15 protein-coding genes are annotated in these 14,613 nt (G+C 41.9%); 3 read left to right on the top strand and 12 right to left on the bottom strand.

Annotated features, from left to right (window positions below; all coding sequences use genetic code 11):
* Positions 1 to 12 precede the first annotated feature (12 nt).
* The 7 genes from B9N86_RS02875 to B9N86_RS02845 form a co-directional block, all read right to left on the bottom strand.
* The gene (locus B9N86_RS02875; protein ID WP_208917682.1) at positions 13 to 879 is read right to left on the bottom strand and encodes an SDR family oxidoreductase; all 867 of its coding nucleotides are present in this window, start codon (positions 877 to 879) and stop codon (positions 13 to 15) included.
* Positions 876 to 1,376, bottom strand: coding sequence for a hypothetical protein (locus tag B9N86_RS02870; RefSeq protein ID WP_342193541.1), 501 nt, complete (start codon positions 1,374 to 1,376; stop codon positions 876 to 878). The genes B9N86_RS02875 and B9N86_RS02870 overlap by 4 nt, the downstream gene beginning before the upstream one ends.
* A gap of 113 nt (positions 1,377 to 1,489) precedes the next feature.
* On the bottom strand, positions 1,490 to 2,050 hold the full coding sequence (locus B9N86_RS02865) for a MarR family winged helix-turn-helix transcriptional regulator (protein WP_208917680.1): 561 nt from the start codon (positions 2,048 to 2,050) through the stop codon (positions 1,490 to 1,492).
* 272 nt (positions 2,051 to 2,322) lie between these two features.
* On the bottom strand, positions 2,323 to 2,982 hold the full coding sequence (gene catA, locus B9N86_RS02860; protein ID WP_208917679.1) for a type A chloramphenicol O-acetyltransferase: 660 nt from the start codon (positions 2,980 to 2,982) through the stop codon (positions 2,323 to 2,325).
* A gap of 147 nt (positions 2,983 to 3,129) precedes the next feature.
* A complete protein-coding gene (locus B9N86_RS02855; protein WP_208917678.1) occupies positions 3,130 to 3,597 on the bottom strand; it encodes a DMT family transporter in 468 nt (155 codons plus the stop codon).
* 60 nt (positions 3,598 to 3,657) lie between these two features.
* Positions 3,658 to 3,807, bottom strand: coding sequence for an EamA family transporter (locus tag B9N86_RS30895; RefSeq protein WP_483243737.1), 150 nt, complete (start codon positions 3,805 to 3,807; stop codon positions 3,658 to 3,660).
* Between the two features lie 32 nt (positions 3,808 to 3,839).
* The gene (locus B9N86_RS02845; RefSeq protein ID WP_208917676.1) at positions 3,840 to 4,760 is read right to left on the bottom strand and encodes a DMT family transporter; all 921 of its coding nucleotides are present in this window, start codon (positions 4,758 to 4,760) and stop codon (positions 3,840 to 3,842) included.
* Positions 4,761 to 4,879: 119 nt separating this feature from the next.
* On the opposite strand from B9N86_RS02845, the gene B9N86_RS02840 reads away from it, so the two are divergent.
* Entirely contained in the window at positions 4,880 to 6,220 is a 1,341-nt protein-coding gene (locus tag B9N86_RS02840) for an aminotransferase-like domain-containing protein (RefSeq protein WP_208917675.1), read from the top strand.
* Between the two features lie 39 nt (positions 6,221 to 6,259).
* Here B9N86_RS02840 and B9N86_RS02835 read toward each other — a convergent pair whose 3' ends face one another.
* Both B9N86_RS02835 and B9N86_RS02830 read right to left on the bottom strand, forming a co-directional pair.
* A complete protein-coding gene (locus B9N86_RS02835) occupies positions 6,260 to 7,699 on the bottom strand; it encodes a sensor histidine kinase (RefSeq protein WP_208917674.1) in 1,440 nt (479 codons plus the stop codon).
* Entirely contained in the window at positions 7,689 to 8,414 is a 726-nt protein-coding gene (locus B9N86_RS02830) for a response regulator transcription factor (RefSeq protein ID WP_208917673.1), read from the bottom strand. Before B9N86_RS02830 ends, B9N86_RS02835 begins: the two co-directional genes overlap by 11 nt.
* Before the next feature lie 166 nt (positions 8,415 to 8,580).
* Between B9N86_RS02830 and B9N86_RS02825 the strand changes: the two genes are divergently transcribed.
* Positions 8,581 to 10,860: an alpha/beta hydrolase gene (locus B9N86_RS02825; RefSeq protein WP_208917672.1), complete on the top strand. Its 2,280-nt coding sequence runs from the start codon at positions 8,581 to 8,583 to the stop codon at positions 10,858 to 10,860.
* A 66-nt stretch (positions 10,861 to 10,926) separates the two neighbouring features.
* On the opposite strand, the gene B9N86_RS02820 is transcribed toward B9N86_RS02825, so the two are convergent.
* Positions 10,927 to 11,445 (bottom strand): DinB family protein, encoded by a 519-nt coding sequence (locus B9N86_RS02820; RefSeq protein ID WP_208917671.1) that lies wholly within the window; start codon positions 11,443 to 11,445, stop codon positions 10,927 to 10,929.
* Between the two features lie 56 nt (positions 11,446 to 11,501).
* Positions 11,502 to 11,918 carry an NUDIX hydrolase gene (locus B9N86_RS02815; protein ID WP_208917670.1) on the bottom strand — a complete coding sequence of 139 codons (417 nt, stop codon included), beginning with the start codon at positions 11,916 to 11,918 and terminating at the stop codon, positions 11,502 to 11,504.
* A 424-nt stretch (positions 11,919 to 12,342) separates the two neighbouring features.
* On the opposite strand from B9N86_RS02815, the gene B9N86_RS02810 reads away from it, so the two are divergent.
* Positions 12,343 to 13,842: an ATP-binding cassette domain-containing protein gene (locus tag B9N86_RS02810; protein ID WP_208917669.1), complete on the top strand. Its 1,500-nt coding sequence runs from the start codon at positions 12,343 to 12,345 to the stop codon at positions 13,840 to 13,842.
* Positions 13,843 to 13,982: 140 nt separating this feature from the next.
* On the opposite strand, the gene B9N86_RS02805 is transcribed toward B9N86_RS02810, so the two are convergent.
* Positions 13,983 to 14,537, bottom strand: coding sequence for a helix-turn-helix domain-containing protein (locus B9N86_RS02805; RefSeq protein ID WP_208917668.1), 555 nt, complete (start codon positions 14,535 to 14,537; stop codon positions 13,983 to 13,985).
* Positions 14,538 to 14,613 lie beyond the last annotated feature (76 nt).

Here is a 14,613-nt window from a genome sequence, read left to right as displayed (position 1 = left end):
TCATTAGTTACTCTACCGGAAACTTTCTACATACTCATGCAAAAAAGCATCCAGCGTACGGGGCTCTCTGCCCAGTAAGCATGTTACTGTGTTCGTAGTCCTTTCTGGTACCACTGTTGCCATGGCTTGAATTTCTACAACGTGGTTTGCGATCCAAGGAGGCATGCTCCCGTGCTCGATGAGATTGCGAAGTAATTCTTGGGGATCCAAGTTGATGTAACGGATCGGCCGATTAAGCAGAGTGGAGAGTTTACTCGCGATCTGGGGATAGCTGAAAATCTCCGAACCTGTAAGCGTATATATTTGGCCTGCTACCTCGCGGTTGGTCATAACCTCTGCGGCAATGTCTGCGATATCACGACAGTCAATGAAATTACAAGGTGAATCACCCATGGAGCCGAAGAAAATATCTTGTGTTGCGATCGTTGGTGCAAGGCGCAGTAAGTTTTGCATGAACGCATATGGGCGCAACACGGTATGGGTAAGACCCGATTCGGACAGGATCTTCTCGATTTCGTTATGCCAGCCCGCCACCGCCACTGGAGAGCTCTCCTCAAAGACAGGACTGGATATTTTTACGATGTGTTCGATTCCAGCTTCGGCGGCAATCTGTATGATCGATGTCTCCAATTCGATTTGTCTTAGACTATTGGACATGGCAAGGAAGAGCTGGCTAGCTCCTGTAAACGCACGGCGCAACGATTCGGGGTCAGAAGCATCAGCCGATGTGACCTCGATAATTGACTGACCTTTCTCTCCAAGCTGAACACGCAACTTCTCAGGCTCTCTGCTTATCGCCCGGGCGGGCAGGCCAAGATCAACCAAACGTTTCAAAAGCGCACTTCCTATCGTACCTGTTGCTCCAATAATAACTATCATTTTTTATCTTCTCCTTTTGATGAAAAATTTGTTGTGACGTTAAGACGCCAACGCCATGTCATTATCGTGCTTGCTATCAATCCAGATAGCGGGAAATCGCTCCAGACACGATCGACCCATGCCAAGTGATGATTCGGAATAATAATTTCCAGTAAACCAGATATCACCCATGCGGCGAATAGACCAAACGCTGCCCCCACCAACGAAAACATCCCTACCACAACCAAGTGAGGTGCACCAATGATCCACCGCTTATGTCCCCCTCGGCTGCGCAACCAAAGACCAAGCATCCACGCCACCAAGGCAGACGCTCCGCCAATTGTGGTCAATGCTCCTATTTGAAGGTCTCTATTGGCAGTGATCAATCCCCCGATACCTGCCATAATGGCAGGAGCAGCATAGGCCATTACAACTTCACGCCAGAGTACAAACGTCTTTGCATTGGAACCACCAGCCTTAATGCGGTAATCACCATCTGTCTGATCTAGATATTTCATCTTGTTCATTTAGTTACTCCTTTCTTTTTAATCGTTCAGCAGTTGATTTATTGATATATAATTAGGAACCTAACTATATAAGAGTGAAAATGGGCTAGCTTAACTAGCCCGTTCTACTCCTTGCTGATGTTTTCCTTTTCGCCTGGATCATCCGTAAGTGCTGAGATGCCTTGTGTAATCCGACCTAACAGGTCGAGAAATACGCTGCGCTCCTCGATACTGAGCAAGCCCACCATTGCTTCCAGCCTTTCGAAATGCTCAGGCGCCATATCACGGAGCTTCTTCGCCCCTTTCTCCGTCAAAATGACCGATCTCTGACGGCCATCTTCTGAACTTGACCGTCGGGATACTAGACCATCTCGCTCAAGAGTGTCAATAAGACCCGTCACTGTAGCGCGAGTAACACCTAGATGTTCCGCTAATTGCGAGGGCAACTCTTCTCCGTCGTTATCTTCCAGGTCTGCCAATAAACGATATCGCCCTGTTGATAAACCGAATCTGGAGAAATGAATCTCTGCAGCATGTCCAAGCTTGGCTCCCGTCGCCATTAGCCTAGACGCAACAAGAACAGCCTGTGCGTCTACGTCTAGGTTATAGAGATCAATCTGACGTTTAGATTGTTCAAGCGAGGGAATAGCGCCAATGTCTTTTGTTACTTTATTATTGTTGTTCATGCATATAGTATGGCTCCTAATCATTTTCATGTCAATATATTCCCTCGAATTCATTAACACCTAAGCCTACCCATATAACGTTGATGGAAAGCATTTCATCGTATCTTCTATAATAATATTCATCGTAAAATCCCTCCTACGACCACCTTAAGCTATGACGCAGCGTAAAGGTCAAGAGGTTATCAGGAATGAAAAAGAGCATCTTCCTTTATGGAAGACGCTCTTTTCATCTCTGACTTTCTCTTCCGATCTCAATCAGCTATACGTTCTGCTCATGATAGCTGTAGCCATTCATCGTAGTTGTTCGCTAATTGTTGCAGTTCATTCATGAATTGACTTGCATGATATCCATCACACACTGCATGATGTACCTGCAATGAAACAGGTAATAGTGTTCGGCCGTCTTGGCAGAAATATTTACCGCCAGTCACGATGGGCAACAGATATTTACCATCATTAAAGACGTTAATATTAAAGCCTGTGAAATTAACCCAAGGAATACTGGAAATCGGAAAAGAATTCATAGGGACATTATTTTTTGCTACGATCCCTTTCACATCACCATATTGTTTCAAATCTTTCTCATAGTTATTATAGAAAGTCTGAAAATCATCGAAAAACTCAGTCCAAATGCTCGAAAATGATTTATCATCATTATGAAATATCGTAAAACTCGGTGTCATACGATCCCAATATCCTAATTCATTTTCCTCATTAAAGCATGTTCTAAATTCCACATGAGCATTGACTACCTTTGTAATCATATAAATAAAAGTTGGATATAATTTGATATCTTGTGCACGAAGTGTCACTAATAACGATGTAATATCAATATTGGCTGTGATGCTAAAAGTACACCTAACTTGATTTAAGTAATGTTCAAAGTAAGGTTTTCTGTTCCAACTTTCCATATCAATTAGATTAAAATTCATAAGTTTAACCTCCTAAAATTCATCATTTCTCATTTTAGAAGGTTATTTCCTCTGATTTCACCAACACTCTCACCCCAGTGCGTTCATTCATTTTTTTCAGTGTAACGCTTATAGAGCCCTTGTTCAACTACCCCACAAGGCTTGATACTAATGATCTTTCCTAACCCATTTTCTAAATATATCTTTATTAGAAAAAATAAGTGCTAAAAGAATAATGAATATACCAATCTTATGCTGCAAAAATAAAGGTTCATTTAAAATGAAATAGCCTGAAATAACACCAACAACTGGGACAATATAATTGCTGAATGATGCAAATAGCGCTCCCTCTTCTTGAATCAAAACATTATACAACATGTAGATGATTCCTGCGTGGAATATACCTAGAATGATAATATATAACAACTGTGAATTATTTATATCGATTTGTAACAGCCGTTCAAAATAGAATGCCAAGGGTATCAATAGGATACTTGCAATCCATAAAACGTTTCTCATATGAATTACAGGAGAGCCCCCCTCTAATTTTTCCATTAAAATCAATGACCACGCAAAGCTCATAGCAGCCAGAATGAGTAACACATTTCCAAGCAGATTCCCTGAAACACTCATCATTCCTTGAGATGGCCACGCTAAGAAAACAATCCCTAAGAATCCTAAACTAATGCTAATTATCTATAACTGACTTATTTTCTTTTTAAAGATCAATAAGAGAAATACTAAAGTTAAGATCGGGACCATCGCGATGAGCATTGAGGCAATACTGCTCGATACAGATTTTTGACCTTGCGCAATAAGAATAAAAGGCAATACGACTTCAAAGATGGCAATCCAAAAATATAATCATTAGTAAAAGACTATACTTTTTCACGATGTTTACTTCCTCTGCCAAAGTAATTCGTACCAACAACCCCTATAATAATGACAACGGCACCAGCAAGATGGTATAGGTAAAATTCTTCCTTCAAGAAAATAACCCCAGCTAAGATCGTAATGAGCGTAGCAAAATTACTGAACACACTCATTTTAGTCGCCTCTATTTTTGATAAAACATAATTCGAAAGATACGAAGTTACGAGTGATGATAAAACACCTAAAAATAATATGGCTAAGACAAAATCGATATGCATAAAGGGTTGGAAAAATTGTTTTGTTGTACCCTTCATCACATGATTGCCAATCGCCATGGTGTTAAACACCAAAAATCCGAATAATGTCATGCTATAGGTTAATGTCATTAATGAATATTGCTGCGTTAACTTTCTTGCAAAAACGTTATATAGCGCAGCAGCTACAGCCGATAATAGAATTAACCCACTGCCGATCAAATTCGTTATCTGAGCTCCTACTCCATTCATAAAGAGCAAATAGATTACACCCATTACCGACAAACTAATGAAGACTAACTGTCCGCGTGTTGCTTTCTCCTTTAATATGATCCTTGCAAACACTAACGTAAAAATAGGAACCGTAGCTTGAATAATCCCAGCTTCTGAAGAAGATGTACGAACTAATCCAAACACTTGTAAGGCAAAAAAAGCAATAGGATATAACAACGCTAAAGGAAAAATTCGGAGTAAAACTCTCCAATCTATCCTTAATTTATTTTTGCTAATTCCTATAAAAATGGTGGCACCGATCAATGCAATCGTAAATCGATGCGCAAGTGTGTCCATTGGGCTCGCAACGGTTAGAGTCACTTTGACAAACATAAATGAAAGCCCAATAATGAATGCATATACAATTGCTGCGATATACGCTTTATTATTTTCTGCCATTTGATCCACTCCCTGTACTTTTCTATCCGGCCGATAAAGCTATCGTAATGAAAAATAACATTTTGCACGATATAAAAAATACACATCTGTACCAGTACAGATGTGTAAGGAGCTATAATATGCTTAAGTATGAACTGATATATGACGAACTACGTCATCAAATTCAGACGGGCGGCCTACATTCTGGTGCAAAACTGCCCTCTGTTCGAAATTTATCACAACACTTTTCTTGTAGTAAAAGTACAATACTAGCCGCTTTAAAGAAACTTGAAGACCAACACCTGATATATGCGATTCCTAAGAGCGGCTATTATGTCGTAGACCATCAAATGCCACAGGAACCACCCACTACAGATTCCATAGATTTTGCAACATCATCACCAACATGGAACCATTTTCCTTACAAAGATTTTCAGCATTGCATCAATAAAGCTATCGATACGTATCAAGAAGATTTATTTCGATATGGTACACTGAACGGTTTGCCTTCATTAATTACAGAAACCAAAAAATTGTTAGAAACATATCAGGTATTTACACATACAGATCATATTTTCATTACTTCAGGCGTGCAGCAAGCACTATCCTTACTGAGCATCATGCCGTTTCCAAATCATCGCACAACCATTCTTGTAGAACAACCTAGCTATCACTTATATATGGACTTTATAAAAACGTATAGACTACAAGCTGTTGGCATTCGGCGTACAACGCAAGGCATTGATTTAGATGAATTAGAACAAATTTTTCGTCAAGGCGACATTAAGTATTTTTACACCATGCCACGATTCCATAACCCACTAGGCACTTCTTATAGCAAAAAAGAGAAAGAATCCATTCTCCAACTAGCCAATAAATATGATGTGTACATCGTAGAAGATGATTACTTAGCGGATTTTGAACAAAATAAAAAACTGGATCCGCTATTTACGAATGATATAAACGAACGTGTTATTTACTTAAAAAGTCTTTCTAAAATTATGTTTCCTGGCTTACGCATTGGGTTCGCAATATTACCTAATGCGTTAAAAAATACTTTCCAACAATATAAAAACACAACCGATATTGATAGCTCGATGATTTCGCAAGCAGCCCTAGAGCTTTATTTGAAAAGTGGCATGTTTGAACACTATCAGGCGCAAGTACGTGAGGCCTATACGGTTCGTGCCAAAATTCTTCAGCAATCCCTTAGAACACATTTGCCAATGTATGAAGCACCATCAGAGATTTGCATGCATAGTCATATCGTTTTGCCAAAACAAGTCAACATGAACTCACTTCTTCGTCATTTGGAACAACAACATATTTTACTAGATACCATTGATCGAAATTATTTAGACGGATTTTATCGTGAAAGAATATTAAAGTTAAATGTTACAAATATCGAAGAGCATAACATTGAGACCGGTATTAAAGAAATTGCCAAGGCCTTGAACAATTTAAAAAACTATTTTATTTAGAGTGCTATTAAATTGGAGGACAGCTTTTATTTATGCACGCTAGTTCGCTGCGCTGGCAAGCTTCGTTGCTGCCACCGCATTCTTCGGCAACGTCAATTCAAACCGCGTCGTGCCTCCATCCGTATCCAATACGAGCCAGCCCCTGTGTTTTTCTACGATATGCCTCGCGATCGTCAGCCCAAGGCCCGTCCCGCCGTCGCTTTTTCTCGCCACGTCGCCGCGGCTGAACGCGTCGAATACCCGATCCCGCAGATGGTCGGGAATACCGACGCCGTTATCGGTCACTTCGATGCGCACCTCCGTGTCTCGGTTAACGAGCGTCAATTGCACATTCGTTCCCGGCGGATTGTATTTCAGCGCATTTTCCAGCAGATTAGAGACAGCTCGATACATCAGCTTCCCGTTAAACGGGACGAACACTTCCTGTGAAGGAATATCGCATTCAAACACAAAATGCTTCTCCTCGAACAAGTCATAATAATCAACCGCCATCTCGCGGACGAATTCAGCAAGGTCACAAGCTTCTTTGACGATCGGATAGTCTGGGCTTTCTAGCTTGGACAGTTCAAACACGTCGTCGATCAACTCGGTGACAAGCTCTGTCTTGTCATGAATAAGCTTTACGGTCCGCTGCTTCTTCTCTTCATCTTCAATCATGCCGAGCTGCAGTGCTTTGGCATAGCCCTGAATCGTCGTGATCGGCGTCTTCAGATCATGCGAAATATGAACGAGCATCCGCTGCTTGCTTTCCTCCAGCAGCTTTTTCTCCGCTTCCGCCTTGTCCAATTTCTCCGCCATAGCGTTAAAGCTTTCCTGGATTTGCGCCAGTTCGTAATTCGCCTCGAAATGAAGTCTCTCGTAATATCGTCCGCCCGCAACATTGCGGATACCTGTCGCAATCGCGCTTAACGGATTCGTTATTCTAACCGCAGTCAGACGGCTGTACACATACACGTTGATTCCGAACAGTACGATGAACAGCAGTCCCGTCTCCATCAAGGCTTTCCAGAAAAATTTCTGGTTGTCCGCCGTTCCCTCGTCGAGGGCAATCTCTAATTTAATATTCGTTTTCGGTAGCTTAATGAGAGCATACTGGAGCTGCCCGTCATCCGTGTGGAACGGGGCGATGGAAGTGTAATAAAGTTTTTCCTTCACATCATAAAATAACGCGTTCAGCTCTTTTTCCGTATACGAAGTCGGCTTGTCCAGCTTACTGCCCTTTACTTCAATTACCCGCAGACGTTCATCGAGGATTTCCACCCAGCCCTGAAACGATTCAATCGCCTCCGTTGGCATGTCGGCCGTATTCGGCCGGATGATCTCGCTAGCTTGTAGTCGGGACAGTTCCTGAGCAGACAACCACTCATTCGTTCGCTCGACAAAAAACAGCAGCAGTAATAACACACTTACGCCAACCGTCAGCGAAAAGAAAATGTAGTTTCGGAGAAGCATGCCGAACAATTTCGATTTACGGCGCATGCAGCTCCTCCTTCTTGGCAAACCGGTATCCAAGCCCCCGAACTGTTTTCACATAAACAGGCATGCGGGGCGAATCCTCGATTTTATCCCGCAACCGGCTAATTTGTACCATAATCGTGTTGTCGTCGGCGATATACGGGTCCGACCATACGCTTTCGAAAATTTGCTTTTTCGTATAGATACGTCCCGGCTTGTTCATAAACAGCTTCAACAGCTTATATTCAATGGCACTGAGCGCTATCGGCTCGCCTCGTTTATACAACATGCAAGCTTCGTGATCGAGCGTCAGATCGCCCAGATGCGTTTCAGCCATCTCCACTTCGACCCGCGTCAGAGCAGGATGATCATTGAACTCGTACGTTCTCCGCAGCTGTGCCTGAATGCGCGCTACCACTTCCAGCGGACTAAACGGCTTGGTTATGAAATCGTCCGCGCCTAGGCCAAGCCCGGTGATTTTATCGGTTTCCTGATTTTTCGCCGATACGACAATGACCGGCAGCTTCGAATGCTTACGAATCCATTGCAGCAGCTGGAAGCCGTCTAGATGCGGCATCATGATGTCGATGACGGCCAAATCGATCGAAGTCCGTGAGAACAGTTCTACTGCCGTCTGACCGTCGTTCGCTTCGAGCACATCAAACTCTTTTTCCAAAAACAACTTAAGTAATTCTACAATGTCCGGTTCGTCGTCGACTAGCAAAATCGTCTTGCGCATCGTTCTCCCTCCCTGTAATACGTATTGTTCGAGTTGTTCCATTAATCTCCTGCAATGTAAGTTTAATTTAAGAAAAGTGAAAGCTGGTAGAAAGAGACATTCCCTATAATAGAAAATGTATAATGTTTTTAAGCAATACGAATTCATGAAAGAAAGAGGTCGTTACATGGCAAAAACAGAATTGACTCCGAATAAACCGGTCAAAAAAAGATTTGCGTGGTTCACGAATCCGATTAAGCGTATTGCACCCCTTACCCCGGGTTGGAAAGGAGCCTTCATTGCGCTGACCTTCATTACTTTATGTATTTATTTCGTGCAAGGATATCATTTTCTCGGGACGCGGGGCGCCTTCGATTATTTGACCGGGACCATACTATTCCTCTTGGCGATCGTACTCATAACCGGCATTATTACCGGGATACTTCACTGGGCAAAAAGGATGCCTTCGCGTTACGTTTGGCTGGCGCTTGCCTCGTTTTGTTTGCTGTTCATCAGCTTCATTGGCCCGATGCAGCTAATGTTTCTGGTGACTTTATCGGTCATTATCGCTTGTTCCTTATTTGGTTCACTCCTATTCCGATGGATAACCGGAGCATATCGCGAGGCGAAGACGATCTCGAAAGTGATGGCTGGAGTTGTCACAGCTGTGACGTTCGGCTACATCTGCATCGGCGGGTATTGGCTGCTAGACAACAGCAATGCAGATCTGGCAAAGCCGTACCGGCTGCAAGCAATGAAACCGGAAGACCGTTACCCGACAACGATGGCGAATCCAGCGGAACAAGGATCGTTTAAAATCAAAACATTGACATATGGAAGCACGAATAGCTATCGAAAGGAGTTTAATGCGGAAGGATCGCTTGTAACGAAGCAAGTGGACGGATCGGATTTTGTGAGAAAATGGTCGTCGATCCGTACAAGCACGTTTGGCTTTGGACCGGACGCGATGCCGCTAAATGGGTTAGTCTGGTATCCCGATGGCGAAGGGCCATTCCCGCTTGTCGTTGCCGTTCACGGCAATCATCTCGCGACCGACTATTCAGATCCAGGTTATGAATATTTGGGCAAGCTGTTGGCGAGCCGCGGATATATATTCGTATCGATCGACGAAAATTTTCTCAACACTTCACCGTATGACGACTTATTTATGCTGAACGTGTTAGAGAAGGAAAATCCGGCCCGGGGATGGCTAATGCTGGAGCATTTAAAGGTGTGGAAAGAATGGAACACAACGAAGGGCAACCCGTTTTACGGCAAAGCGGACATGGACCAGATCGCGCTGATCGGCCACTCACGTGGCGGCGAAGCAACAACAGTAGCTGCGGCGTACAACAAGCTACCGGCTTCCCCAGAGAACGGCAACATCAAGTTCGACTTCAATTTCGGCATCCGTTCCGTCATTTCGATTGCAGGTACCGATGGACAATACAAGCCTGCGGGACAATCGACGGTTTTGGAGGATTTAAACTATTTGGCCCTACAGGGAGCACACGACATGGACGTCAGCTCGTTCGACGGAGCGAGCCAATACAGCCGGATCGGCTTTACGAACGACAGTGATTATTTTAAAGCGTCGGTGTATATGTACGGGGCGAACCATGGGCAATTCAATACCGTATGGGGGAGTACCGACGTTGCTGGACTAGGCAACAAGCTGTATAACACGGCCCAACTTATCCCGCAGGAAGAACAGCTGCAAGCGGCGAAAGTGCTAGTCTCATCCTTCCTGGATGCGACGCTGAAAGGGAGTAACGAATACCGTACCGTTTTCCAGGACCTTGGCTACGCCCGGGAGTGGCTGCCGGACACAATGTACATCGGAAATTATATGGATTCGCATACGAAAGTCATCAGCAGCTTCGACGAAGACATCGATCTTGGTACGACAACCTTGGCCGGAGGGCGGATGATCGGCGAAGGTTTAAAGGAGTGGAAGGAAGAAAAAGTTGAGATGAAATTCGCGACTGAGCAGTACAGCGCAGTTCGCCTCGGATGGGATCGTGCGACAGCTTCCGACATTCCTGGCTACACAATTATTTTGCCAGATGACGGGCTTGATGTGTCCGAGCATAGCTCGATTGTTTTTGCCATGGCCGACGGGAATGACGAGAAAGAAGCTTCCGGCACGGATGTCCTCGTCGACTTGACTGTAAAAGCCGAGGACAAGAACGGCAATATAGCCGCTTTACCGCTAAGCAGCGAAGCTAACTTGCTGCCGATGTTCGAAGGAAACATTGTCAAGTGGCCGTTTACCTCATCCTTGCCGACGAAGGAACCGATATTTCAAAACTTCGCCTTCAGGCTGGACGATCTGAAAAAGGTCAACCCGAATTTTCTGCCGGAGCAGATGAGCAAAATCAGCTTCGTGTTCGATAAGACAGAGACAGGAACGGTACTGATCCGAGACATCGGCATCCGCAACGACGAAGCCGTGAGCCGCCCATAAATCGAAAACGACACCAGATGCCCGGTCCAATATCATTCCATCACTATCTTCACCTACCCTTGAACGTCAGATAAAATCTGGCGTTTTTTGTTGTTGTTTATCATCGGCTGATGGGCCGTAGAGGCCCGGCACCGGTATATCGAGAAGCCGCAGATATACCCCCATTTGTGCACGGTGATGGATCATGTGGCTTATTCCGAAGGTGCGAAGCGCAAGCCCCCGCGGCTGACGCTGGATAATCATCTCTCCACGTCGCAGTGTCCACTCCTCACGGAGATACTCCTCATCGCTTTCAGTTAGCAGCTTGCTGATCTCACCAGATCTCGTATCAAATTCTTCAAGGATCGTTTTGCGGCTCTCCAATGCTGCCCGACTTGGCGGCGCCGCTGCTAGATCAAACTCAGGGTAACGAAGGATTGCCTCCTGCCAGATGAACAAGTTGACGATATGTGTGGCCAGCTCACCGAGACTCATCGATCTCTCATGCGGCTTCCACGTTAAGTGCTCCTCTGGAATGTTCTCCAGTATGCGACGCGTACCGGTAAACTCCTGCATAACGTCCCCAACCATCAGCTCTTTAACCATATTCCCGCTCCTCTCTCGTACCCAAAAAAATGACGAATAAAATGTGAATCTTCTTATTAACATTCACCCTGAAAAACATACGGTGCAGCTGCTTTTAATAAGCTTTCTACTCCACCTGGATGATAAGGCATTAAGTTATTAGCAGTATCTTTATCCACCCATTTGATCTCGACGATTTCCTTCTCATCTTCAATGGTAATTTGCCCCTCTATAATTTTTGCTGCAAATGTAATCATTAGACCGTGATGCCCATGTCTTGTGAAAAACGCTTCATTAACTGCAATAATACTTCCTGCTTCAACTATTAAACCCGTTTCTTCTTTTGTTTCGCGAATAACTGCCTGTTCTAAGGTTTCTCCTATTTCAACTGCACCACCTGGTAGTGACCAAGTTGAATGCCGATTATTAACCATTAATACTTTTTCTGTTATTTCATCATAAATAAACGCATATACAACATCTACTCTCTTCATATATAACACCTCTTGATATTGATCTAATTAGACTATAACATTATTGCGATCTTCAACTAAAGCAACCGAAATGCGCTTGTGTAATCCCAAATTGACAGAAGCTATAGTAAAGTGCTAGATTGAAGTTAATATTTTTTGAACGGAGGGTGAATCATTTGAGCAATTGTTTATTTATTAAAAAAGCAAATAACTTAATAAATAAACAAGAAGCTGATTTCACCTACAATCATATTTAACAAATCTATATATGGTGTTTTATTCCATATAGTATGTTTTTATTTCTATTTTTGAAATAGATTTCGAACGAGATGCTTCTGTTTATGAACAGAAGCATCTTTTTTTGTTGAAAAAAATTTGGGGTGATGTATATGAACAAATAATAATAAAACCTCTAAAACAATTTGAAACGAAATGAGGTATCAAAATGATTGAAATCAAAAACATAACAATCCACACAACAAAAGACAGTCGGACACTAATACAAGACTTTAATTTAAGTATTCAAAGTGGAGATAAATTAGCATTCATCGGTGAAGAAGGAAATGGAAAAAGCACATTGTTAAAATTAATTTACGATGAGCAATTAATCGCAGATTACTGCACCTACGAGGGAAAAATTATTAGAAATGATTATTCATTGGGATTTCTTTCACAGGAACTAACAGATGAAGAAAAACAAATAACCATTACTGACTATTTTATCGAAAATAATTGGAATAAAGATTTATTAAAAGCGATGAATGACTTTGGTATTGAATCATTGATTTCAGAAAAAAAGATAGGCGTTCTTTCAGGTGGTGAACGGTTTAAATACCGCTTTTTACAACTGTTAGCCTTAGACCCCGATATCCTTCTGTTAGATGAACCAACGAATGATTTGGATATTCAAACGATGGAATGGTTAGAAGTATTTATTCAGCAGACGACTAGACCGATCTTATTGGTATCCCATGATGAAACATTTATTAGTAATACAGCAAACGGCATTATTCATATGGAACAAACACAACGCAAACAAGTACCAAGATATACGATTTCGAGAGAGCCATATGAAACATATCTCTCCAATCGAGCGAACCATTTGAATAAACAAGAGCAGGTAGCGAAAAAACAAGCTTCAGATCATAAAAAACAAATGAATAAATGGAATGACGTATGGCAAAAAGCAGAACATCAACATCAGAATGTGTCTCGGTCAGATCCAAGATTGCAAAAGAAAGTAAAGTCATTAAAAAATCAAAAAAAACGTATTGAAAAAGCAACTGAAGCATTCCAAGATGTGCCGAGTGTGGAAGAAGCAAGCGAATTTCGATTCGACTCAACGATTCATGTGCATAACAGTAAAAACATACTCGACTTTTCACTGGAAACACTACAAATAGCAGACAAAAAATTATCGCGAAATATCCATTTATCGATTACTGGACCAGAAAAAATAGCGATTATCGGAGAAAATGGTGTTGGGAAAACGACGTTATTGAAAAAAGTGAAAGATGAGTTAATCCAACATTCTTCACTAAAGATAGGCTACATGCCACAAAACTATGAAGACTTATTAGATTTATCAAAAACGCCGATTGAATTTTTAGAAACAACAGGGATTAAGGAAGCGATCACGAAGGCTTTTACGCATTTAGGTAGTATGAAATTTACGTCTGATGAAATGCATCATTCAATGGAAAACCTAAGTGGGGGACAAAAAGCGAAATTGCTCATATTAAAAATGATATTAGATCAGTGTGAGGTACTTATTTTAGATGAACCAACAAGGAATTTCAGTCCATTAACGACGCCTGTTCTATGCAGTGCATTAACCGCTTTTGAGGGTGTTATTATTAGTATTTCACATGATCGCCGGTATTTATATGAAGTAGCAACAACTATTTATGAACTAACCTCTGAAGGTTTAACAAAAATAAAATAGGATCATATTCCATCTTCTCAAAGTATTATCTATTACAATTCAACCTAAAAAAACATCCGTTCGCTTATAATCAAAATAAGCGAACGGATGTTTTTGTTGTAACTTTTAAACAACTTTAGTACTCAGCGATAAACCCTTTGTTAGCTTGGATAATATATCGTCATACTTAATCGGGTTAAGGTTTCTCCAGAATTATAATATGTGTGAGGTCTATCAGCTCTAAATCTGATTGAATCACCACTTTTTAATTTATATTCACCTTCACTGACACGAATAGTTATTTCTCCATCGAAAACAGTGATAAATTCCTCAGTTCCCTCTCTATGGGAATCAGAACTTAGTAGTCCTTCTTTTTCAATTTCAACAGAGTAAACTTCAAAGCGTCTATCCTCTTGGAAGGGAAAGTAGGGAAATACTCTATACCTTCCATTGTCCTCAGACAATACTTGAATTTCATTTTTTAAAACAACTTTAGTATCAGGCTGCGGATTATTTATTAGGGAAGTAAAGGAGATCTTTAATCCATTAGCTATTTTCCAAATCGTTGTGAGACTTGGACTTGACTCTCCTCTTTCAATTTGCCCTATCATCGTTTTGCTTACTCCACTTAATTGAGAGACCTTTTCCAAACTTAATTTTTCCTTCTCTCTGAGAGCTTTTAAATTTCTTGCAAGAATAAGATGAATTTCCTCCATAAACTCACTCCCATAATATGTACAATATAACGACCAATATGTATAATAAAAAGCACGACGTTATATCGTCTATTTC

This window comes from Paenibacillus uliginis N3/975 (genome assembly GCF_900177425.1).
In the GTDB taxonomy this organism is placed as follows: Bacteria; Bacillota; Bacilli; order Paenibacillales; family Paenibacillaceae; genus Paenibacillus_AQ; species Paenibacillus_AQ uliginis.
The sequence above is the reverse complement of the archived record's forward strand: the minus strand, read 5'-3'. Positions and strand labels throughout refer to the sequence as shown.

Excerpts from the sequence above, each read along its gene's own strand:
- B9N86_RS02825 (WP_208917672.1), top strand. The coding sequence starts at position 8,581 with ATGGCAAAAACAGAATTGACTCCGAATAAACCGGTCAAAAAAAGATTT.
- B9N86_RS02840 (WP_208917675.1), top strand. The coding sequence starts at position 4,880 with ATGCTTAAGTATGAACTGATATATGACGAACTACGTCATCAAATTCAG.
- B9N86_RS02820 (WP_208917671.1), bottom strand. The coding sequence starts at position 11,445 with ATGGTTAAAGAGCTGATGGTTGGGGACGTTATGCAGGAGTTTACCGGT.
- B9N86_RS02810 (WP_208917669.1), top strand. The coding sequence starts at position 12,343 with ATGATTGAAATCAAAAACATAACAATCCACACAACAAAAGACAGTCGG.
- B9N86_RS02845 (WP_208917676.1), bottom strand. The coding sequence starts at position 4,760 with ATGGCAGAAAATAATAAAGCGTATATCGCAGCAATTGTATATGCATTC.
- B9N86_RS02805 (WP_208917668.1), bottom strand. The coding sequence starts at position 14,537 with ATGGAGGAAATTCATCTTATTCTTGCAAGAAATTTAAAAGCTCTCAGA.
- B9N86_RS02855 (WP_208917678.1), bottom strand. The coding sequence starts at position 3,597 with ATGATGAGTGTTTCAGGGAATCTGCTTGGAAATGTGTTACTCATTCTG.
- B9N86_RS02815 (WP_208917670.1), bottom strand. The coding sequence starts at position 11,918 with ATGAAGAGAGTAGATGTTGTATATGCGTTTATTTATGATGAAATAACA.
- catA (WP_208917679.1), bottom strand. The coding sequence starts at position 2,982 with ATGAATTTTAATCTAATTGATATGGAAAGTTGGAACAGAAAACCTTAC.
- B9N86_RS02865 (WP_208917680.1), bottom strand. The coding sequence starts at position 2,050 with ATGAACAACAATAATAAAGTAACAAAAGACATTGGCGCTATTCCCTCG.
- B9N86_RS02870 (WP_342193541.1), bottom strand. The coding sequence starts at position 1,376 with ATGAAATATCTAGATCAGACAGATGGTGATTACCGCATTAAGGCTGGT.
- B9N86_RS02875 (WP_208917682.1), bottom strand. The coding sequence starts at position 879 with ATGATAGTTATTATTGGAGCAACAGGTACGATAGGAAGTGCGCTTTTG.
- B9N86_RS02835 (WP_208917674.1), bottom strand. The coding sequence starts at position 7,699 with ATGCGCCGTAAATCGAAATTGTTCGGCATGCTTCTCCGAAACTACATT.
- B9N86_RS02830 (WP_208917673.1), bottom strand. The coding sequence starts at position 8,414 with ATGCGCAAGACGATTTTGCTAGTCGACGACGAACCGGACATTGTAGAA.